Source organism: Streptomyces sp. NPDC086080, from assembly GCF_044540255.1.
GTDB lineage: Bacteria > Actinomycetota > Actinomycetes > Streptomycetales > Streptomycetaceae > Streptomyces.
In genome coordinates this window covers 44,541-64,861 of record NZ_JBITRU010000025.1, presented here as the reverse complement: position 1 = coordinate 64,861, position 20,321 = coordinate 44,541, and the positions used below count along the sequence as shown (strand labels likewise).

Below are 20,321 nucleotides of genomic sequence, written 5' to 3'. Positions count from 1 at the left end.
GGGTGGCTGTCTCCGCGTCCGGTGGCTGGCCCGCCCTCCGGGGGTTGTCCTGTCCTCGGGTGGCTGGCCCCGCCTGGGGTGGCTGTCTCCGCGTCCGGTGGCTGCCCCTGCCTCTGGTGGCTGTCCCTGCTTCCGGGCGGCTGGCCCCCGCGTCCGGGCGGCTGGCCCCCGCGTCCGGGCGGCTGGCCCCCGCGTCCGGCGGCTGCCCCCGCGTCCGGCGGCGTCCCGCGCCCCCGGGTGGTTGCTCGGGTGTCTTCCGCCGTACCGGCGCCCGTGGCGGCCGGCTCAGTTCCCGGTGGGGTGGGGGACGGATCCGTAGGCCGCGAGGAAGCGGTCACGGAAGGCGTCCATCTTCCACACGGGCGCGTCCTTCGCCGGCCGGAGCCCCTCGGTCCAGTTCCAGTCCTCGATCTTCTCCAGCACCTTCGGGTCCTTGGCGACGACCGTCACCGGCACGTCACGGTTCGCGCCGTGGCCGCTGACCCGGGCGATGGGCTGGTGGTCGCCGAGGAAGACCAGCACGGTGTCGTCGGTGCCGTAGCGCTCCAGCCACTCGGTGAGGCTGGTGACGGAGTACTGGACCGACTTGCCGTACTCCTCCCGGGACTGCGTGGAGTCGGCGACGACGTCCGACGACTCCTTCCCCGCCTTCTCGATGGCGTCGAAGAGCGAACCGTCGCCGAGGTCCTCCCAGTCGACCATCTCGGGGAGCGGCGCCCAGGGCTGGTGGCTGGAGGTGAGGATGACCTCCGACATCAGCGGCCGGTCGCGCTTCCTGCCGTGCTCCAGCCGCTCGAACGCCTCCAGGGCGTACTGGTCCGGCATGGTCGACCAGCTGAACTTCGGTCCGCGGTAGCCCAGTTCGAAGGCGTCGTAGACCTTGTCGAGGCCGTACCACTTCGCCTCCGGCCAGGCCTTCTGCACGCCGGGCATGATGCCGACGGTGTCCCAGGCGCCGGTCTTGCGGAACGCCTTGGTGAGGGTGAGACGGTCGCTGTTGGTGGCGGTGCGGTAGCGCTGCTGGTTGTCGATCCACAGGCCGGACAGGGCCGTGGAGTGGCCGAGCCAGCTGCTGCCGCCGTACGTCGCCGACGTGAGCCAGCCGCTGCGCGCCCGGTAGCCGGCCCGCGCGAGCGCGGCGGTGCGGGTGTCGAGGGTGTCGGTGACCCCGGGGGCGATGAGCGGGTCCTCCAGGGCGCTGCGGCCGTAGCTCTCGATGAAGGCGAAGACGACGTCCTTGCCGCGCAGGTCCGGGACCAGCTGGCCGGGGGGAGTGGCCCCGAAGGTGTCGGAGCGCGCCTCCTTCGCGAACGCCGCCTCGTCGCGCAGGGTCTCGACCACGCGCTTGGTCTGTCCCTTCACCGCGTCGGCGGCCAGGTCGGAGGCGACCGGCACCCCGGCGATCTGCACACCGAGCGCGGTGCAGGTGATCCACACGGTGCCCGCGATCAGCGCGCCCCGGGTCGCGTGGGCGCGGTGCCGGGCCAGCAGGTTGCCGAGCCGGACGGTGGCCAGCGCCATGACGACCACGAGCAGCAGGGTGAGGAGGACCGCGCCGACGGCCGCGCCGACGGCCGCCGCGTGGCCCATCGAGTCCTCGATGTAGGACTGGGCGTCGTCGAGCAGGCCCCAGTCGAGGACGAGGTTGAAGCCACGGCCCAGATACTCCTTGAACCCGATGTCGAGCAGGTTCAGCACGGTCAGCACGCCCAGCGACGCCCCGTACAGCGCGGCCACGACGATGCGCGGCCGGCGGGGGAGGGCGAGCAGCAGGACGGCGCCGATGATCGCCTCACCGGGTATGCGCGTGAAGCGTTCGGCGGTCAGCCCCGGAGCGTTGTTCGGCATCAGGAGGGCAGCGACGACCAGCACGGCGGCGAGGACGTGGACGGTGCGCCGGAGGGTGCGGACGGCGGCGGGGTGCGCGTCACGCGCGTCGCGCAGGCGGGCGAGGACGCGCGGACGCCCGGGGACGCGCGGACGCCCGGGGACGCGCGGACGCCCGGGGACGCGCGGGCGCCGCAGGGCGCGCAGGCGTGCGAGGACACGTGTGAAGGCGGGCAACCCGGAGGTTCCTTCCGTACCGAGGCCGGTGAAGGTGGCGGACCCGGCGTGGGGGTCCGGATCCGCCATCGTTCCGTACGGGCGGGCCGACCGGTGCGTTCACCTGACCGGGGATTTCGTGCCTGGGGCGGGCGCCCGCGGCCGGGCGGGCCGCCCGGCCGGTCTCCGTCCGCATGGTGAAATCCGGCGCCGTGTGACAGCGTGATTCTCGCCACCCTTGATAGGGGTGGCGCTCAGATGAGCGATTTACGAGCGACTGTACTTCTCAAAGGTTGGCACTCAGTGCCACCCGTTTGATCGTTCATCGAGCGAAAACAAGCGTGGAGATTGACGCTCATATGAGCGAAGGGAAGCCCTGATGGTGAGAGGATGCGTTCAAGAAGTGAAAACATGCGCTCGCCATGGCTTGCCAAGCTTTGACTTTCAATCCGCTGGCGCACGAGTGGTTACAGGCGCATGACGCACAAGTGGCCGTACCCAGACGCCTTTGATCTGGGTAGATTCCTCGCCGTCAGGGCAGCCACCGCGTCCTCGAGGAGTCGAGACCCGTGTCGGAAAACAAAGAACCCCACGTAGCTCAGCCGGGCACGAGCGTTGAGGGCGTGAAGTTCGTCTATGACTTCACCGAGGGCAACAAGGACCTCAAGGACCTGCTCGGCGGCAAGGGTGCCAACCTCGCCGAGATGACCAACCTGGGTCTTCCTGTCCCGCCCGGCTTCACCATCACCACCGAGGCCTGCAAGACCTACCTCGACAGTGGCGAGGAGCCGGCGGCACTGCGTGACGAGGTGAGCGCTCACCTCGACGCCCTCGAAGAGAAGATGGGCAAGAAGCTCGGCCAGGCCGACAACCCTCTCCTCGTGTCGGTCCGCTCCGGGGCCAAGTTCTCCATGCCGGGCATGATGGACACCGTCCTCAATATCGGTCTGTCCGACAAGTCCGTGCAGGGCCTGGCCAAGCAGGCCGGCGACGACCGGTTCGCGTGGGACTCCTACCGGCGCCTCATTCAGATGTTCGGCAAGACCGTCCTCGGCGTCGACGGCGACCTCTTCGAGGACGCGCTGGAGGCGGCGAAGGCGGCCAAGAAGGTCACCGTCGACACCGAGCTGGAGGCCGCCGACCTCAAGAAGCTCGTCACCAAGTTCAAGAAGATCGTCAAGACCGAGGCCGGCCGGGACTTCCCGCAGGACCCGCGCGAGCAGATGGACCTCGCCATCAAGGCGGTCTTCGACTCCTGGAACGGCGACCGTGCCAAGCTCTACCGCCGCCAGGAGCGCATCCCGCACGACCTCGGCACCGCCGTCAACGTCTGCTCCATGGTCTTCGGCAACCTCGGCCCCGACTCCGGCACCGGCGTCGCCTTCACCCGCGACCCCGCCTCGGGACACCAGGGCGTCTACGGCGACTACCTGCAGAACGCGCAGGGCGAGGACGTCGTCGCGGGCATCCGCAACACCGTGCCGCTCGCCGAGCTGGAGTCGATCGACAAGAAGTCGTACGACCAGCTGATGCAGATCATGGAGACGCTGGAGAACCACTACCTGGACCTCTGCGACATCGAGTTCACCATCGAGCGCGGCCAGCTGTGGATGCTCCAGACCCGCGTCGGCAAGCGCACCGCGGGCGCCGCCTTCCGGATCGCCACCCAGCTCGTCGACCAGGGCCTGATCGACGAGGCCGAGGCGCTCTGCCGGGTCAACGGCGCCCAGCTCGCCCAGCTGATGTTCCCCCGCTTCGACGAGGACGCCAAGGTCGAGCCGGTCGGACGCGGTATCGCCGCCTCCCCGGGCGCGGCGGTCGGCAAGGCGGTCTTCGACTCCTACACCGCCGTCAAGTGGTCCCGCTCCGGCGAGAAGGTCATCCTGATCCGCCGGGAGACCAACCCCGACGACCTCGACGGCATGATCGCGGCCGAGGGCATCCTCACCTCGCGCGGCGGCAAGACCTCCCACGCGGCCGTCGTCGCGCGCGGCATGGGCAAGACCTGCGTCTGCGGTGCCGAGGAGCTGGAGGTCGACACCAAGCGCCGCCGGATGACCGTCCCGGGCGGGCACGTGGTGGAGGAGGGCGACGTCGTCTCCATCGACGGCTCCTCCGGCAAGGTCTACCTCGGCGAGGTCCCGGTCGTCCCGTCCCCGGTGGTGGAGTACTTCGAGGGCCGGATGCACCCGGGCGCCGACGACGCCGACGAGCTCGTCGAGGCCGTGCACCGCATGATGGCCTTCGCCGACCGCAAGCGCCGGCTGCGCGTGCGCGCCAACGCCGACAACGCCGAGGACGCGCTGCGCGCCCGCCGCTTCGGCGCCCAGGGCATCGGCCTGTGCCGTACCGAGCACATGTTCCTCGGCGACCGGCGCGAGCTGGTGGAGCGGCTGATCCTGGCCGACACCGAGGCCGAGCGCGAGGAGTCCCTGAAGGCCCTGCTCCCGCTCCAGAAGCGGGACTTCGTGGAGCTCTTCGAGGCGATGGACGGCCTCCCGGTCACCATCCGCCTGCTCGACCCGCCGCTGCACGAGTTCCTGCCCGACATCACCGAACTGTCGGTCCGGGTCGCCCTCGCCGAGTCCCGGCAGGAGCCGCACGAGAACGAACTGCGCCTGCTCCAGGCCGTGCACCGGCTGCACGAGCAGAACCCGATGCTGGGTCTGCGCGGTGTCCGTCTCGGTCTGGTCATCCCCGGCCTGTTCACCATGCAGGTACGGGCCATCGCGGAGGCGGCCGCCGAGCGCAAGGGCGCCAAGGCGGACCCCCGTGTGGAGATCATGATTCCGCTGGTCGGCACGGTCCAGGAGCTGGAGATCGTCCGCGAGGAGGCCGACAAGGTCATCGCGGAGGTCGAGGCGGCTACCGGCACCCGGCTCAAGCTCTCCATCGGCACGATGATCGAGCTGCCGCGCGCCGCGCTGACTGCCGGCCAGATCGCCGAGGCGGCGCAGTTCTTCTCCTTCGGTACGAACGACCTCACCCAGACGGTCTGGGGCTTCTCCCGGGACGACGTGGAGGCCTCCTTCTTCACGGCGTACCTGGAGAAGGGGATCTTCGGGGTGTCGCCGTTCGAGACGATCGACAGGGACGGCGTCGGCTCCCTGGTGAAGCTCGCCGCCAAGGCCGGCCGCGAGACCCGCCCCGACCTGAAGCTCGGCGTCTGCGGTGAGCACGGCGGCGACCCGGAGTCCGTCCACTTCTTCCACGAGGTGGGCCTGGACTACGTCTCCTGCTCCCCGTTCCGCATCCCGGTCGCCCGGCTGGAGGCCGGCCGCGCGGCGGTCACCTCGGCGGGCAGCGACCACCGGTAGGGCCGCGCGAAGCCCCGGAGCCGCTGTCTGTCACCCGACCACCCTCACCGATCGGCGGCGGCTCCGGATCACGAAAGAAGAGGACGGCACCCGTGCGGGGGTGCCGTCCTCTTCTTCGTGTGCGCGCACGCGCGCGGCGGCGTCGCTCCGCTCCCCGGGGACGGCACGGTCGGTGCGTCCGCGGGCGCCGATCGCCCCGCTGTCGTCGGGTGATCGGCGTCCGGAGCCTGTTGGGTGCGGTCAGCTGCGGCGCGCGAGGGCGATGACGAGTGCGGTGCCTCCCGCGATGACGACGACGGAGACCCCGATGACGACCAGGTACGTGTTGTTGTCGCTGTCGCTCTTGCCGGCGCCCGTCTCGGCGAGGTCGTCGTCCTGGGCGGCCGTGCTGGTGTCGGTCACGGCGGTGGTGTCGTCGCCGATCTCCGTGATGTCGCGCGGGGTGAAGTCCGCGGGTGGCTGGTCGCAGGCGATGCCGTCGCCGTCGTCGTCCAGGTGAGGACCGTAGTGGTCGTCCCCTCCGGAGATGCTGCTGTATCCGTTCGCGTAGGCGTCGGAGCAGCTTGCGAAGGGGTGGTCGCCGTCGTGGGCCATGGCGGCGGTGGGGAGGGCGGCCACGGCGAGGGCTGCGAGAACCGTGGCGAAGGAGCGAATCGGGTGCATGGAAGTAGCCCCCCAGATCGAATACGGGTGCCGGTACCGGGCTATGGCGTGATGAAGTTACTGGGGGTTTCGTGTTGTTGCAGAGAGCTATGCGGTACTTGTGATGTGAACGTGATGTGATGATTTCGTGGCGGAGCGCCACAAACGGAAGGCATCATTCACCGCGGCGCCTTCCCCCGGCGCCTCGGGAGAGGGTGCCCTCCGGGGCCGGAGACGTGGGGGCCGCCCGCGCCGTCCGTGCGGCAGGGGCGGGGCCTCACCCCCGAACGCCCTTCGCGAGGGCAGTAGTTGGACGGGTGAGGCCTGAGCCCCGACAGTGGGAGACCGGCCCGACGTCGTATGCGGGAACCGGGGGGCCGGTCGGCGTGCGGGACGGCGTCAGTGATCGGTGTCGCGGCGCCTGCGGGCCGCGATCATCACGCCACCGCCCAGGAGCACCACGGCCGCACCGCCCGCCGCGATGTACGGGGTGGCGTCACTGCCGCCGGTCTCGGCGAGGTCGGTGCCGCCGCCGCTCTCCGCCTTGCTGCCGGTGTCGGTGCTCCCGGTGCTGTCGCTCCCGGTGTCCGCATCCTCCTCGTGCGGGGTGAAGTCCGCGGGTGGCTGGTCGCACCCGACGCCGTCATTGTCGCGGTCCAGGTGCTTGCCGTAGTGGTCGTCGCCCTGGGCGATGTTGCTGTAGCCGTTGCTGTAGGCCTCGGTGCAGTTCTTGAACGGGTGGTCGCCGTCGTGGGCCACGGCGGTGGCCGGTACGGCGGCCAGGGCGAGGGCGGCGAGGACCGCGGCGGCGGAGGTACGGAACGGATGCATGGTGAGGATCCCCCCGGATCGGGCGTATGGGTGTGCTTGGTGCGAGAGAGACGAAGCTAGTGGGGGGCCCGTGGCGTATGGGAGATATGAAGAACCCGTGATGTGAACGTTACGTGACGGGGGCATGGCTCTCCGCCATGCGCGGGGGGAGGCGGCTTCGGGACCTACAGCGGCACCGCCACCGCCGTGAACGTCGTCTCCGGGGTCTGGGGACTGGTGAAGCGGGCGTTGACCAGGTAGAGGCGGTCACGGAAGCGGGCGGCGGTCGCGGGGACGTCGAAACGCGGGTCGGTGATCGAGCGCCGCAGGGTCGCCGTCGTCGCCCGGGCGTCCAGGTCGAACACGGTGACCAGGTTCAGCCGGTTCTGTACGACGTACAGCGTGCGGCCGACGCGGACCAGACCGTCGCCGTTGACCACGTTCTCCGCGCCGGCCAGGGCGATCCGGGTGGCGCGGCCGGTCCGCAGGCTCACCCGGTACAGCTCGCCCGGCGTGCTCTTGACCACGATGACATCGCGGCCGTCGGGGGTGCTGACGATGCCGTTGGCGTTGATGACGTCCGGCACCTGCTCCCAGTCGCCGGTGAGCGGCAGTTCCCGCACCGTGCCGCCCCGGCCGCGCGGGACGCCGTACAGGACCGCGCCACGGGAGTCGGTGAACCAGGCGCGGTCCCGCAGCAGGACGACATCGTTGATGAACTGGCCGGTGCTCTCGGTGAGCTGATGGGTCCGCCGCAGCCCGCCGGTGCGGGCGTCCACGACGCGTGCGGTGCCGCCCCCGCCGTCGGCGACGTACAGCAGGCCGTCGTGGCCGATCTTGAGCCCGATGGCCGCGAGGCCGGGGGTGCCCTGGTGGAGGACGGTGCCCTTGCCGGTGCGCAGGTCGGTCCGGAGGATCGCGCCGTCGGCGCGGGAGCCCAGGTAGGCGTAGGGCGCGCGGCCGATGGCGATGCCCTCGGGCAGCCAGCCGTCCGGCAGCGGGAACTCGGCCGGCCAGGCGGGCCGGTGTCCGCCGGCCCGCGCGGTACCGGCGCCGGCCGCCGCCGTGAACGCGGCGAAGGCGGCACCGCCGAGCACAGCACGCCGGGAGGGCCGGGAGAGGGGAGACGTCTGCGGGTGCTTCCGGGTCATGGTTCGGGCCTCCGTGACGGATGGGGGTGGGGCCTGAAACGGTCGGGGCGGAACCGATGTAACCCGATGAACCCCGCCCGTGGGCCGCGACGGGCCGAATCCGACAGGAACTCGACAGGCCGGGAGCGTGCTCGGCCGGAACATCCGTGCTCACCGGAATTCCCCGCGAACGGTGAACCTTCCACGGGGAGCATCCGTCGTACCCCTCCGTAAGCCGCACAGGGGGCCGACGGCCGGTCCCGGACCGGGGCGGAGCCCTCGGGACCCCGGCCGGACCCGAGCGACCCTCTCCGGCGGCCTTTCCGTGGCCGGCGCACCGTGCGACCGCGCCGCGCGGCCTGTGAGTCCCACGGCCCGCGGGTCTCGCGGCCGGTGCGTGCGCCGGCCGGTCCGGGAAGGCGGGCGCCGGCCGGTGACCGTGGGGGCCCCGGCCGGCGCCACCCCCGCCGGCCTGTCCGCCCGTCACCGGGCCGGACCGCACCCACCTCACCCGCTCCCCGGTCCACGGAACCCGCCTACCGGATGCCGGACGGGCACGGGCCGGTCAGGCCGCCTTCACCTCGTACGCCGTCACCCGCACCGTCTCGTCGTCGAGGCACTGCCCCGACTCCAGGTCGAAGCGCTGCTTGAGCAGCGGGGAGGCGACGAACGGGCGGCCCCGGTGGGTGCCGGTCAGACCGCGGGAGAGGACCGCGGCGCCGGTGAAGGGGTCGCGGTTGTCGATGGCGTAGAGGCGCCCGGTGCGGTCGGCGAAGACGGCGGCCTGGCGTCCGTCGGGCAGGAGGGCCGCCACACCCCGGCCGGGGAGCAGCGTGCTCAGGTCGCAGACCGTGAACCAGTCGTCCGTCAGGCGGATGCGGACCTTGAGGTCGGTGGTCTCCAGTACCAGGGTCATCGCGTGGCGGTTCCTTCCAGGATGTCGTCGGCAGGTCGCAGACCGATGGTCAGCAGCGGCAGGTCGGGCTTCATCTGGTCGCGTTCGGGGACGAAGGCGACCACCGGGTCGGGGGTGTCGGGCGCGTTCACGAAGGACACGAACCGGGCCAGCTTCTCCGGGTCGTTGATGGTCTCGGCCCACTCGTCGCGGTAGGCGGAGACATGAGCGGCCATCAGCGACTCCAGTTCGTCGCAGATGCCGAGCGAGTCGTGGACCACCACGTCCCGCACGTGGTCCAGGCCGCCGGGGATCCGGTCCAGCCAGACGCTGGTGCGCTCCAGGCGGTCGGCGGTGCGGATGTAGAACATCAGGAACCGGTCGATGAGGCGGATCAGTTCCGCGTCGGAGAGGTCCTGGGCGAGCAGATCCGCGTGGCGCGGGGTGGCGCCGCCGTTGCCGCCGACGTAGAGGTTCCAGCCGCTCGCGGTGGCGATGACACCGAAGTCCTTCGACTGGGCCTCCGCACACTCGCGCTGACAGCCGGAGACCGCCGACTTGAGCTTGTGCGGGGAGCGCAGCCCGCGGTAGCGCAGCTCCAGGTCGATCGCCATGCGTACGGAGTCCTGGACACCGTAGCGGCACCAGGTCTGCCCGACGCAGGACTTCACCGTGCGCAGCGACTTGCCGTAGGCGTGGCCGGACTCGAAGCCGGCGTCGACCAGGCGGGCCCAGATGAGGGGGAGTTGTTCGACCCGGGCGCCGAACATGTCGATCCGCTGACCGCCGGTGATCTTCGTGTACAGGCCGAAGTCGCGGGCGATCTCGCCGATCACGATCAGCTTCTCCGGCGCGATCTCCCCGCCGGGGATGCGCGGCACGACCGAGTACGAGCCGTTCTTCTGCAGGTTGGCCAGGAAGTGGTCGTTGGTGTCCTGCAGGGCCGCCTGCTCGCCGTCCAGGACGTGGGTGCTCGCGCCGATCGTCGGGGCGAGGGAGGCGATGATCGAGCCGACCGCCGGCTTGCAGACCTCACAGCCGTCGCCGTCCCGGGCGGCCTCCCGGCCGTGCCGGTCGAGCAGCTCACGGTAGGAGGTGATGCGCAGGGCGAGGACGATCTCGTACAGCTCCTCGCGGGTCTGGGCGAAGCAGGCGCACAGGCCCTTGTCGACCTCGACGCCGCTCGCCTCCAACTCGGCGTTGATCAGCTGGCCGAGGACCTTGACGCAACTGCCGCACGTGGTACCGGCCTTGGTGCACTTCTTCACCTCGGGCACGGTGGTGCAGTGGTGTTCGGTGACGGCCTCGCGGATGGTGCCCTTGCGGACGTTGTTGCAGGAGCAGATGATCGCGTCGTCCGGCAGCGCGGACGGGCCGAGCTGGACGGGTGCCCCGGCGCCGGCCGGCAGCACCAGTGACTCCGGGGAGACCGGCGGCACCGAGCCGGTGAAGGCCTTCAGCGTGCCGTACGCGTCCGCGTCGCCGATCAGGATGCCGCCGAGCAGCGTGCCGTCGCGGCCGATGACCAGCTTCTTGTACAGACCGGCCCGGGAGTCGGAGTAGACGACGTCCAGGCAGTCCTCGGCGGCGCCGTGCGCGTCGCCGAAGGACGCCACGTCCACGCCGAGCAGCTTCAGCTTGGTCGACAGGTCGGCGCCGGTGAACGCGGACGCGTCCCCGGCGATGGCCGCCGCGGCCGTCTCCGCCTGCTCGTAACCGGGTGCGACCAGGCCGTACACCCGGCCGTCGGCGGCCAGCGCGCACTCCCCGATCGCGAACACCCGGGGGTCGCCGACCGTACGGCACTGCTCGTCGACGGTGATGCCGCCGCGCTCGCCGACGGTGAGACCGCAGTCCCGGGCGAGCTGGTCGCGGGGACGGACACCGGCGGAGAACACCACCAGGTCGGTGGAGAGTTCGCTGCCGTCGGACAGCTTCATGCCGGTGACCGCGCCGTCGTCGCCGACCACGATCTCCTGCGTGCCGACGCCCGTGTGGACGCTCAGGCCCATGTCCTCGATGGTGCGCAGCAGTGCCGCGCCGCCGCCCTCGTCGACCTGCACCGGCATCAGGCGCGGCGCGAACTCCACGATGTGCGAGGTGAGTCCGAGACCCTTGAGCGCGCCCGCCGCCTCCAGACCGAGGAGTCCGCCGCCGACCACGGCACCGGTGGTCGACCTCCGCGCGTACTCCTCGATCGCGAGCAGGTCCTCGATCGTGCGGTAGACGAAGCAGCCCTTCGCGTCCTTGTTCGGCACCGGCGGTACGAACGGGTAGGAGCCGGTGGCCAGGACCAGGATGTCGTAGTGCACGACCAGCCCCGAGCGGGCGGTCACCTCGCGCGCCTGGCGGTCGATGGTCTCCGCCGGGTCGCCGACGCGCAGCTCGATGCCGTGGTCCTCGATGAGCCTCAGGTCCGTCACGGACAGGTCCTCGGGGGTCTTCCCCGAGAAGTACGAGGTGAGCTGGACGCGGTCGTAGGCCGGACGCGGCTCCTCGCACAGCACGACCACGCGGTGCGTGGCGGTCAGGCCGCGCCCGGCGAGCGCCTCGAGGAAACGCTGGCCGACCATGCCGTGGCCGATGAGCACGATGGTCGGTGTGTCCGTGGACATCAGGAGCCTCCGTCAGTGGTGAGCAGGTGGAGCAGGGGCCCGCCGGCGGACGGGAGCGGCTCTGCTCCCTCCCAGGCGCGCGCGAGGGCGCCGACGGTGCCGAGTTCGCCGACCAGGACCCCGCCGACCAGGCGGTCGTCGCGGACGACGACCTTGCGGTAGGTGCCCCGGGTGGCGTCGGTGAGCTGCACGACGTCGTCGCCCGGCAACGCCTCGGTGTCACCGAAGGCGGCGAGGTCGAAGGGCCCCGGCCGGCCGGTGAGGGTGAGCCGGGTCAGGGAACGGGTGCCGGTGTAGCGGGCGGCGGTGTCCCCGGCGAGCAGCGCGGCCAGCGCGTCGGCCTGTTCCAGGGCCGGGGCGGCGAGCCCGTATACCGTGCCGGCGTGCTGGACGCAGTCACCGATCGCGTGGATGTACGGGTCGGAGGTGCGCAGCTCGTCGTCGACGACGACACCCTTGCGGACGTCCAGTCCCGCGGCCTGCGCGAGACCGACCCTCGGATGCACCCCGCAGGCCAGGACCACGAGGTCGGCGTCCAGGGCGTATCCGTCGGCCAGCTCCACCGAGCGGACCGCGCCGCCGACGCAGCGCACGTCCCGCACCCGGCACTCGGTGTGCACCTCGACGCCGAGGCCGGTCAGATGCCGCTCGACCAGCACGGACGCGGCCGGGTCCAGCTGGCGTTCCATGAGCCGCTCGGACTGCTGGGCGAGGACGACCTGCGCGCCGCGCACGGCGAGCGCCCGGGCCGCGGAGACGCCGAGCAGCCCGCCGCCGATCACCACCGCCCGCACCCCCGGCCGTACCGCCTTGGCCAGGCCCAGACAGTCGTCCATGGTGCGGAAGGCGTGCACGCCCTCGGGCAGTTCGTGGTCCGCGGTGTCCGCGGTGTCCGCGGTGAACAGTCCGCGCAGCGGCGGCAGCACCGGGTTGGAGCCGGTGGCCAGGACCAGCCGGCCGTACCCGGTCACCGTGCCGTCCGCGCAGCTGACGGTGCGCGCCGCGCGGTCGATGCCGGTGACGCGGGCCCGGGTGAGCCGGGCGGGCGCCGGCAGGGCGATCACCTCGGGGCTGTAGCGCCCGGCGAGTACCTCGGCGAGCAGCACCCTGTTGTACGGCCGGTGCTCCTCCTCGCCGATCAGCGTCACGGGCGTGCCGAGCTCGCCGAGCCGCCGGGCGAGTCGTACACCCGCGAGGCCGGAGCCGATCACCACCACACGCTCGTTCGAGGTCATGTCCTTGAGCGTGCGGTGCGGGTGTTACCCGGCAGCATCCCCTCTGTTTCCCGCGCGGAACGCTGCCCTCAGCGGCGGCACGGGCCGGATGTGAGGGTTCGGGGCGCCGGCCGGGGCGGCGCTGTGAGGAGGCCGGCGGGGCCGGCCCCCGTGCCAACCTCAACAAACGCTCATCTTGATGGACGCAGCATCTACCCCGTCCGTAGGCTCACGGCCATGCCCGACATCTCCCTGACCACGGTCGTTCTGCTCTGTCTGGCCGCACTCGCCGCCGGCTGGGTCGACGCCGTGGTCGGCGGCGGTGGGCTGCTCCTCCTGCCGGCCCTGCTGCTCGGCCTGCCCGCCGGCACCCCCGCCGCGCACGCCCTGGGCACCAACAAGGCGGTCGCGATCGTCGGCACCACCGGCGCGGCGATCACCTACGCCCGCAAGGCCCCGGTCGACGTCAAGAACGCGGTACGCATCGGTCTGGCCGCCCTCGTCGGTTCGTCGGCCGGAGCCTTCTTCGCCGCCGGGATGAGCACCGAGGTCCTGAAACCGGTGATCATGGTGGTGCTGCTCGCGGTGGCCGCCTTCGTCATCCTGCGCCCCGCCTTCGGCACGACCCCCGCCGCCGGCCCGGCCACCCGCCGCCAGATCCTCGCCGCGATCGGCCTGGCCGGCCTCGGTATCGGCTTCTACGACGGCCTCATCGGCCCCGGCACCGGTACGTTCCTCGTCCTGGCGCTCACCGCCGTGCTCCACCTCGACCTGGTCACCGCCTCCGGCACCGCCAAGATCGTCAACTGCTGCACCAACGCCGGCGCCCTCGCGACGTTCGCCTGGCAGGGCGCGGTGCTGTGGCAATTGGCGGCGCTGATGGCGGTGTTCAACCTGGCGGGCGGCACGCTCGGCGCGCACACGGCCCTGAAGAGGGGCAGCGGCTTCGTCCGCGTCGTCCTGCTGACGGTCGTCCTCGCCCTGGTGGCGAACCTGGCGTACGAGCAGTGGGTGGCCTGAGCCGGCGGGGCGAGGCCGGCCGGTGGCCGACGGCCCTACGGCTTAAGGCCTACGGCGGGCCCACGGGCAGTGGTGAGGTGACCGGGCCCGTCGCGTCCCGTCGGCCGAACCGCGGGGAGAAGCCTCCTCCCCGCACGGACAGGGGACGGCGGGCCCCGCGGCGTCCGTGGACCGGCGGGTCCCGCGCCGTCCATGGACCGGCGGGCGCTCCGGGCGCGGGTATGGCGGACGCCTCGGGCACAGGTGCGGCGGACGCCCCGGGCGCGGGTGCGGCGCGCGTACGCCGTCCACCGTCCACCGTCCACCGTCTGTCGTCCGCCGGCCGTCGTCCGCCGTCCGTCCCCGTCCTCGTCGGCGGGTCAGCGGCTGCCCGTCAGGTGGGCGTAGACGACCACGTTGCCCCGGTATCCGGTGGTCCGGGACCAGCCGCCGCCGCAGGTGATGACCCGTAGCTCGGGGCGGTCGGCCGGCCCGTACACCTTTTGGTCGGGGAAGTCCTCCGCGGCGTACACCTCGACGGCGTCCACCGTGAACACGGCCGTCCTGCCGTCCCGCCGGTCCACCTCGACGGTGCTGCCCTTGCGCACGGCACCGAGGGAGTAGAAGACGGCGGGGCCGTCGGCGTTGTCGACATGACCCGCGACGATCGCGGTGCCCCGCTCGCCGGGGGCGGTGCCCGCCTCGTACCACCCGGCCAGGTTCTCGCGGTCGGCGGGAGGGACGTCGAGGCTGCCGGTCCCCGTCAGACCGAGGGGTGTCAGGGGCGCGTCCACGTCGATCGAGGGGATGCGGACGCGTTCGGGCGGGGAGAGCGGCAGCGCGGGTGCCGAGGACCCGCCCGCACTGCGGTCGTCGTCGCCCGTGTGCGCCTGCGCGGCGGAGGGCTGTGGCGGGGCGTGCGTCACGGTCCCGTCGTGCAGCAGCCATGCCCCCGCGCACAGGGCGAGCACCGTGACGGCGGCTATCGCTACGTTGCCCGGACCCCCGGCCCGGCGGAACCTGCGGCGCATCGCGGACTGACCTCATCTCGAGTTCGGCCCCGTTCCCCCTCCGGGCCGCGAGGGGCGTCGGACCCGGAGGGGGAGGGGAACTGCGGTACCGGCGGGGGACGGGCAGCGGAGGGTGCCCGTCGACCCCGTCAGATCCCGTCGCCTCTCGCCCGGCGATGCAGGAGCCAGGTACCGCCCGCGGCGGCGACGGCGAGAGCCGTCACCCCGGCCGCGGTCTGTACGGGGTCGGTGCCCAGCGCACCACCGACCCCCGTCTTCACACTCCCCCGGGGGCGCGCCGGCTGGGCCTCGGGCGTCAGCGTGACCATCAGGTCACCGGCCACCCGCCGGCCGCTCCCGGCGCACGCCGCGACGATCTCGTACGTCCCCGGCTGCGCGCTCGGCGGCACCTGGAACTGCCCGATCGCATCCTGCTCGTGAGCGCTCGGCGTCAGCGTGAACCGGCCCGCGCCCACGGCGGACGCGTCCCCGGCCGCCGTTTCCTCGCCACCGCACGCCGCGGTGTTCACCGTCACCTGCGCGCCGGGCGCGACCGACGACGGGTACACCTCCAGGGTCCCGGCCGGCGGGCCGTGCGACTCCACGGCGTACGCGGGGGGTGCGGCGAGCAGCCCCGCGGTGGCCACGGCGAGCGCGGCGCCGGTCAGACCGGTCATACCGGTGACGCCGGTCAGCGGCCGGGCGGTACGTCGCATCGGTGCTCCCTCAGGCTCACGGAGGGGACCCGGCCCGCGTGCACCCCCATGTGCCGCCGTCGGACGCGTCCCTGCCTCTCCGAGGTAAGTGCCACCGGACCGCCGCCGCTTCCTGAGGAAGCGTCAGGGCAGCGGCTGAACGGGTGTCAGGCGCCGTCGGCCGGGGGCGGCCGACGGCACGTTTCAGCAGGTCACCGACTCCGTGCGGACCGGACCACGGAAAGCTCCCGAAGGGCGGGCGGCGGGGCTGTGAACGGGTGACCGGGGTGGGTGGGGAGTGGGTGGGGCCCGGGCGGGCAGGGAGGCGGGGCGGGGCCGGGGTGAGGGCCCGCACCGGAGCCGGCGGGCGAGGGCGTTCCCCCGCCGGAGGGTGCGGCTGTGTGCCCCGTCCGCCGGTGCGGGCGCGGGTCCCCGGTGCGGGCGCGCGCCCGGCCGTCACCCCCGCCAGTTGCCGCCCTCGACCGGTCTCCCCCCGGCCCGCAGCCGCGCGGCGACGGCGGGAGCGGCGACGTACACCCAGGCCCGTACCGCCGCCCCGTCCGCCTCCCGGACGACCTCCCCGACCACCCGCTCGTACAGGTTGCGCGGGTCACCCGGTACGTACTCCTCCAGCCGGTCCAGCTCGGCGAGCAGCCCCGGATACGCCTCCGGCAGCACGGTCACCAGCTCCCCGCTCACCAGCGCGCCGCGCTCCTCGACGGCGTACGGATACCCGGGCCCCTCGTACAGCCTCGCGCCCCGGAACCGGGCGGGTTCCTCGCTCCGGACGCGGCCGCGCAGCAGCAGGTCGTGGTTGCGCCCGCCGGGGCGGAGCGTGCCGTAGACGAAGAAGGGGAGGATCACTCGTTCACCTGCGTGGACGGTCGGCGGAGCCCGCTGCGCCGGTGTGGCGCCGGGGGCCTTGCGGCAACGATTCTCGCCCCTCGTGGGCCGGCCCCGGGCCCTCGGAGCGGAGTCGGCGCACGCGGCGGGGCTCGGCGTTCAGGGCTTCAGGGCCGTACCGCCTCAAGCCGTACCGCGCACGCCTTGAACTCCGGCATTCGGGAGGTCGGGTCGAGGGCCGGGTTGGTGAGGGTGTTGGCGCGGCCCTCGCCCGCCCAGTGGAACGGCATGAAGACCGTGTCGGGGCGGATCGCCGTGGTGATCCGCGCCGGTGCCACCGCCCGCCCCCGCCGGGACACGACGGCCACCGGCTCGCCCTCGGCCGCGCCGAGGCGCTCCGCCAGCCGGGGGTGCAGTTCCACGAACGGGCCCGGCGCGGCGGCGTTCAGTTCGTCGACCCGCCGGGTCTGGGCGCCGGACTGGTACTGCGCCACGACCCGCCCGGTGGTCAGCAGTACGGGGTACTCGTCGTCGGGCTCCTCGGCGATCGCCCGGTGCGCGACGGGTACGAACCGCGCCCGCCCGTCCTCGGTGGCGAACCGGTCGAGGAAGAGCCGGGGGGTGCCCGGGTGGACGCCGGGAGCACCGTCGGTGGTGGCGGGCCGACCGGTACGGTGGGCCCGCGTCGGGCGGTCGAGCGGGTCGTCGAGCCCGGTGACGTCCCGTGGGGCGTGCCCGCCGCTGCCGAGAGGTTCCGTGCCGGTCCCTGTCGCCGTCCCGGTCCCGGTCCCGGTCCCGGTCCCCGTACCGGTGCCGTCCGCGTTCCCGATGCCCTCCGTCCGCGCCGGGCACGGCCAGAACACGCCGTTCTCCTCGGCCAGCCTCCGGTAGGTGATCCCGGAGTAGTCCGCGGGGCCGCCCGCACTGGCCCGGCGCAGTTCCTCGAAGACCTCCTCGGGGTCGGTCGGGAACTTCTTCTCCAGATTCCCCTCCCCGCCCAGCCGCGCGGCGAGTTCGTGCAGGACCTCCAGATCGCTGCGGACGCCCGCCGGCGGCGTGATCGCGCGGCGGCGCAGCAGCACCCGTCCCTCCAGGTTCGTCGTCGTCCCCGTCTCCTCCGCCCACTGCGTCACCGGCAGGACGACATCGGCGAGCGCCGCCGTCTCCGACAGGACGACGTCGCACACCGCCAGAAAGTCCAGTGAGCGGATCCGCTCCTCGATGTGCGCGGCGCGCGGCGCCGACACCACCGGGTTGGAGCCCATCAGCAGCAGCGAACGGATGTCCGTGCCCAGCGCGTCGAGCAGTTCGTACGCGCTGCGCCCCGGCCCCGGCAGCGAGTCGGGCTCCACGCCCCACACCTCGGCGACATGCGCCCGCGCCACGGGGTCGGTCAGCTTGCGGTACCCGGGCAACTGGTCGGCCTTCTGGCCGTGCTCACGCCCGCCCTGCCCGTTGCCCTGCCCGGTCAGGCAGCCGTACCCGGACAGCGGGCGCCCCGCCCGCCCCGTCGCCAGGCACAGGTTGATCCACGCGCCCACCGTGTCGGTGCCCTTGGACTGCTGCTCGGGGCCGCGGGCGGTCAGCACCATCGCCGCCTCCGGGGCACAGAACAGCTCCACCGCCTCCCGCAGTTCGGGTACGGACACACCGGTGATCCGCTCCACGTACTCCGGCCAGTGGGCCATCGCGGCGGCCCGGGTCTCCTCCCAGCCGCTGGTGCGTTCCCGGATGTACGCCTCGTCGGTGCGTCCTTCGGCGACGATCAGGTGCAGCAGGCCCAGCGCCAGTGCGAGATCCGTGCCGGGACGCGGCGCCAGATGCAGATCGGCGTGCTCGGCGGTCTTCGTGCGGCGGGGATCGACGACGATCAGTGTGCCGCCGTTCTCCTTCAGCTCGGTGAAGTAGCGAAGCGACGGCGGCATCGTCTCCGCCGGGTTCGACCCGACGAGGATCACACAGCCGGTCCTCGGAATGTCCTCCAGCGGAAACGGCAGCCCACGGTCGAGCCCGAACGCCTTGCCGCCCGCCGCCGCGGCCGACGACATGCAGAACCGCCCGTTGTAATCGATCTGCGAGGTCCCCAGCACCACGCGCGCGAACTTCCCCAGGCTGTAAGCCTTCTCGTTGGTCAGCCCGCCCCCGCCGAACACCCCGACCGCGTCCGCCCCGTACTCCGCGCGCGTCCGCCCGAGCCCCGCGGCGACCCGCTCCAGCGCCTCCTCCCAGGAGGCCGGCACCAGCGCGCCCCCCTCGGCCCGCACCAGCGGTGAGGTCAGCCGCACGGCCGAGGACAGTACCGCCGGTGCGGTACGCCCCTTCCCGCACAGCGCCCCCCGGTTCACCGGGAAGTCGGCGCGCTCACTCACCTCGACGGTGCTCCCGTCCGGGGACGGCGTCAGGTTCATCCCGCACTGCAGGGCGCAGTAGGGGCAGTGCGTGGGCGTCACGGTGTTCTGCATACGGTCCAGGCTGCGTCCCCGGTGTTACGCCTCCCACCGGCCCCCGTTACACGCCCGGTACGGCGACCTCCCCGCCGCCGACGGCCCGCGGTGAGGCGCCGGCCCTCCCGCTCAGACGCCGATCAGCCGGATGCGGTCACCGCACAGCCGGGACATGTCGTCGACGTCGGAGGTCAGTATGGCCACAGGGCCCGGCTGCCGCAGCGCCATCTCGGCCACTGTCGCGTCGATCGCGTACTTGTGCCCGTGCAGGCCAGTGGCCTTGAGCAGCTCCGCCGACGCCTTCGCCGCCTGCTCGGTCACCGGCTCGACCCTGACCCGGGACAGCGCCCACCGCATTCGGGCCGTGTTCACCCGTCCGTGGCTGACCTCCACGATGGTGTTGGCTCCGACGACCATGTCCGCACCCATGTCATGGAAGACCTGGAACATGGCGAGGATCTTGCGGTCCTGCGCGATCCAGGCGGAGAGGCCCTCGGAATCGAGGACGAGGGTCTCGATGTGCACGTTCAAGCCGCGTTCTGGGAGCCACCGGCATCGGTGCCGCTGAGGATCCGGGAACGGGCTTCCGCCAACTCCTCGTCGGTGAAGGCCCCGTACTCCTCCTGATGGCGCAGCAGGTCGGCGCCGAGCAGCTCGTGGCGCAGCTGACGCGCCACCGCCTCGGCGACGTAGCCGGAGACGTTGTCGGTGAGTTTCCTCAGTTCGGCGACCTGTTCCGTGGGGAGCGTCACCGTGATGCGTGTAGTGTCCGCCATAAAGAAAGCATACCGCAGTATGCGTGGCCGGTCACTCCTGCGGATGCCCGGCTCGGGCCTTCGCCAGCGCCCGCTCCACCCCCGGTTCCTCCGGGCCCAGGAAGTGGGGATCGGGACGGAACGCCGCGTCCGTCGCCGCCTTCCCGGCGGCGAGGACCTCCCGGACGCCTCCGTAGTACCAGGTGACGTCGTGCGGTTCGTCGACGCCGACGCCGTACGAGGAGACCCCGGCCGTCTCGCACAGCGCCACCGCCCGCCGGATGTGGAAACCCTGGCTGATCAGTACCGCGCGGTCCACACCGAAGATCCTCTTCGCGCGGACGCAGGAGTCCCAGGTGTCGAACCCCGCGTAGTCGCTGACGATGCGGGTGCCGGGCACGCCGTGCCGGATCAGGTACGCGCGCATCGCGTCCGGCTCGTCGTAGTCCTCGCGGCTGTTGTCGCCGGTGACCAGTACCACCTCGATCCGCCCCGCGCGGTACAGCTCCGCCGCCGCGTCGAGCCGGTGGGCGAGGTAGGGCGACGGCTCCCCGTCCCACAGGCCCGCCCCGAAGACCACGGCGACGTCGGTGCGCGGCACGTCGGCGGTGGTGCGCAGCCGGCCGTCCGTCGTCAGGCGCAGCCAGGTGGCCGGCAGCAGAGCGAGCACACACACCGCGACGACCGTCCGCACCAGCCGCCGCTGCCCCGTGCGGGTACGGGGCAGACGCGGACGGCGGAATCCGAAACGGCGCATCGGACGGGCCCCTCCCGGTCGCTCCTCGACCCGCAGAGACGCCCCGCACGACCCCTCCGGTTCTCCTTACGCTCTGTGACCCGCTTCACAGCCCGGGAGAACGTCGCAGGTCCACGGCCTCACACCGGCCGCGCCCCGCATCGTGTACCGAC

The 20,321-nt window shown here is 72.5% G+C and carries 16 protein-coding genes; 2 read left to right on the top strand and 14 right to left on the bottom strand.

The window, feature by feature from the left end:
* Positions 1-285: 285 nt before the first annotated feature.
* Positions 286-2,064, bottom strand: coding sequence for a CDP-alcohol phosphatidyltransferase (locus ACIF9R_RS26300; protein WP_399984756.1), 1,779 nt, complete (start codon positions 2,062-2,064; stop codon positions 286-288).
* Between the two features lie 548 nt (positions 2,065-2,612).
* Here ACIF9R_RS26300 and ppdK point away from each other — a divergent pair.
* A complete protein-coding gene (gene ppdK / locus ACIF9R_RS26295; RefSeq protein ID WP_399984753.1) occupies positions 2,613-5,360 on the top strand; it encodes a pyruvate, phosphate dikinase in 2,748 nt (915 codons plus the stop codon).
* Between the two features lie 240 nt (positions 5,361-5,600).
* On the opposite strand, the gene ACIF9R_RS26290 is transcribed toward ppdK, so the two are convergent.
* The 6 genes from ACIF9R_RS26290 to ACIF9R_RS26265 form a co-directional block, all read right to left on the bottom strand.
* The gene (locus ACIF9R_RS26290; protein ID WP_399984751.1) at positions 5,601-6,023 is read right to left on the bottom strand and encodes an excalibur calcium-binding domain-containing protein; all 423 of its coding nucleotides are present in this window, start codon (positions 6,021-6,023) and stop codon (positions 5,601-5,603) included.
* A 378-nt stretch (positions 6,024-6,401) separates the two neighbouring features.
* Positions 6,402-6,833, bottom strand: a complete 432-nt coding sequence (locus tag ACIF9R_RS26285) for an LAETG motif-containing sortase-dependent surface protein (RefSeq protein WP_399984748.1) — start codon at positions 6,831-6,833, stop codon at positions 6,402-6,404.
* 164 nt (positions 6,834-6,997) lie between these two features.
* Positions 6,998-7,963 carry an SMP-30/gluconolactonase/LRE family protein gene (locus tag ACIF9R_RS26280; RefSeq protein ID WP_399984746.1) on the bottom strand — a complete coding sequence of 322 codons (966 nt, stop codon included), beginning with the start codon at positions 7,961-7,963 and terminating at the stop codon, positions 6,998-7,000.
* Positions 7,964-8,507: 544 nt separating this feature from the next.
* Positions 8,508-8,858 carry a nitrite reductase small subunit NirD gene (gene nirD, locus ACIF9R_RS26275; protein ID WP_399984743.1) on the bottom strand — a complete coding sequence of 117 codons (351 nt, stop codon included), beginning with the start codon at positions 8,856-8,858 and terminating at the stop codon, positions 8,508-8,510.
* The gene (gene nirB, locus ACIF9R_RS26270; protein WP_399984740.1) at positions 8,855-11,452 is read right to left on the bottom strand and encodes a nitrite reductase large subunit NirB; all 2,598 of its coding nucleotides are present in this window, start codon (positions 11,450-11,452) and stop codon (positions 8,855-8,857) included. The genes nirD and nirB overlap by 4 nt, the downstream gene beginning before the upstream one ends.
* Positions 11,452-12,687 (bottom strand): NAD(P)/FAD-dependent oxidoreductase, encoded by a 1,236-nt coding sequence (locus ACIF9R_RS26265; protein ID WP_399984737.1) that lies wholly within the window; start codon positions 12,685-12,687, stop codon positions 11,452-11,454. Before ACIF9R_RS26265 ends, nirB begins: the two co-directional genes overlap by 1 nt.
* Before the next feature lie 216 nt (positions 12,688-12,903).
* Here ACIF9R_RS26265 and ACIF9R_RS26260 point away from each other — a divergent pair, with 216 nt between their 5' ends.
* A complete protein-coding gene (locus ACIF9R_RS26260; RefSeq protein WP_399984734.1) occupies positions 12,904-13,686 on the top strand; it encodes a sulfite exporter TauE/SafE family protein in 783 nt (260 codons plus the stop codon).
* A gap of 359 nt (positions 13,687-14,045) precedes the next feature.
* Here ACIF9R_RS26260 and ACIF9R_RS26255 read toward each other — a convergent pair whose 3' ends face one another.
* The 7 genes from ACIF9R_RS26255 to ACIF9R_RS26225 form a co-directional block, all read right to left on the bottom strand.
* Entirely contained in the window at positions 14,046-14,696 is a 651-nt protein-coding gene (locus ACIF9R_RS26255; protein WP_399984732.1) for a class F sortase, read from the bottom strand.
* Positions 14,697-14,824: 128 nt separating this feature from the next.
* The gene (locus ACIF9R_RS26250; RefSeq protein ID WP_399984729.1) at positions 14,825-15,391 is read right to left on the bottom strand and encodes a hypothetical protein; all 567 of its coding nucleotides are present in this window, start codon (positions 15,389-15,391) and stop codon (positions 14,825-14,827) included.
* A gap of 435 nt (positions 15,392-15,826) precedes the next feature.
* Positions 15,827-16,234 (bottom strand): gamma-glutamylcyclotransferase family protein, encoded by a 408-nt coding sequence (locus ACIF9R_RS26245; RefSeq protein WP_399984726.1) that lies wholly within the window; start codon positions 16,232-16,234, stop codon positions 15,827-15,829.
* A gap of 146 nt (positions 16,235-16,380) precedes the next feature.
* On the bottom strand, positions 16,381-18,675 hold the full coding sequence (locus ACIF9R_RS26240) for a molybdopterin oxidoreductase family protein (RefSeq protein WP_399984724.1): 2,295 nt from the start codon (positions 18,673-18,675) through the stop codon (positions 16,381-16,383).
* A 111-nt stretch (positions 18,676-18,786) separates the two neighbouring features.
* Positions 18,787-19,188, bottom strand: coding sequence for a DNA-binding protein (locus tag ACIF9R_RS26235; RefSeq protein WP_399984721.1), 402 nt, complete (start codon positions 19,186-19,188; stop codon positions 18,787-18,789).
* On the bottom strand, positions 19,185-19,433 hold the full coding sequence (locus ACIF9R_RS26230) for a hypothetical protein (protein ID WP_399984719.1): 249 nt from the start codon (positions 19,431-19,433) through the stop codon (positions 19,185-19,187). The genes ACIF9R_RS26235 and ACIF9R_RS26230 overlap by 4 nt, the downstream gene beginning before the upstream one ends.
* Before the next feature lie 31 nt (positions 19,434-19,464).
* Positions 19,465-20,169: a vancomycin high temperature exclusion protein gene (locus ACIF9R_RS26225; protein WP_399984717.1), complete on the bottom strand. Its 705-nt coding sequence runs from the start codon at positions 20,167-20,169 to the stop codon at positions 19,465-19,467.
* Positions 20,170-20,321: the final 152 nt, after the last annotated feature.